This window comes from Aerococcus sp. UMB7834 (assembly GCF_030215145.1).
Classification (GTDB): domain Bacteria; phylum Bacillota; class Bacilli; order Lactobacillales; family Aerococcaceae; genus Aerococcus.
This window is the reverse complement of sequence record NZ_JASOLI010000022.1, coordinates 1-1,055: the sequence shown is the minus strand read 5'-3', so window position 1 is coordinate 1,055 and position 1,055 is coordinate 1. Positions and strand designations below refer to the sequence as shown.

1 protein-coding gene is annotated in these 1,055 nt (G+C 47.0%); it reads right to left on the bottom strand.

The window, feature by feature from the left end; all coding sequences use genetic code 11:
• The coding region (locus tag QP339_RS09610; RefSeq protein ID WP_502869667.1) for a GA-like domain-containing protein at positions 1–1,055 on the bottom strand (1,055 nt) is incomplete at both ends.

The following is a 1,055-nucleotide window of genomic DNA, read 5'->3' as shown; positions in this document are numbered from 1 at the left end:
GCAGCTTCGGCAGCGGCTACTTTCGCTTCTGCGTCCGTAATCTTCGTATCCACGTCATCTGGAATGCCATTGCTGTTGGTATCATTAATCGCAGGAACTTTGAGATCCTTCAATTCGTCAAGACGAATTTGGAAGTGTTCCTTAGCAGCTGCAAAAATGTCTGGTAATTGGTTGACGGCTGCTGTCGCCAGCGCTTTTTTATTCTTAGCCGCTTCAACTTGATCACTCAAGTGTTGATGGATTGCTGGAGTCACAAGACTTGGTGCAGCTACAATGGCATCAGAGGCTTCTTTATGTGCCTGTTCAGCCTGCTTAACAAGGTCCTCTGCCTCTTTAAGCTTGTCATAAATGTCATCCCGCAAGCCATCGCTATCCTTATCGTTCACTGCTGGAACTGTTGGATCTTGTAAGGCATCGAGACGTTTTTGTAGGTCATCTTTACCTTGCTTCACAGATTCTGGTAAAGCAGTGACTGCTTTTTGGGCTTCAGCTTTCTTTTCTTTAGCCTCTTGAACAAGCTTATCAAGGCTATCCTTCAATTCAGGACTAATCGTATCTCCTACTTTTGCAATCTCTACTGTTGCTTTTTCATAGGCTTTTTCAGCTTCTTCAACTAAAACACGAGCCTTTTGGAGAGCTTGTTCGTCGGTGTCTAGGATACCGTTATTGTTCGCATCATCCGCTTGTGGCACTTCGATACCAGTCAGCTTATTGAGACGATCTTGGTAGCCATCTTTGGCAGTCTTCGCTCCTTCTGGAGTCGTTGGAATCGCATCGACAGCGGTTTGCGCTGCTTGTTTCTTGCTGTCAGCTTCTTGTTTAGCGGCTTCCAGGGCTGCCACTTCTTCTGGCGTGATTGCGCCATTGGCTTTCGCTTCGGCTAACTTATCTTTCGCTGCTTTATCAGCTTTTTCAGCTGCAGCGACGGCTGCTTCCGCGTCCGCAATCTTCGTATCCACGTCATCTGGAATACCGTTGTTGTTCGCATCATCCGCTTGTGGCACTTCGATACCAGTCAGCTTATTGAGACGATCTTGGTAGCCATCTTTGGCAGT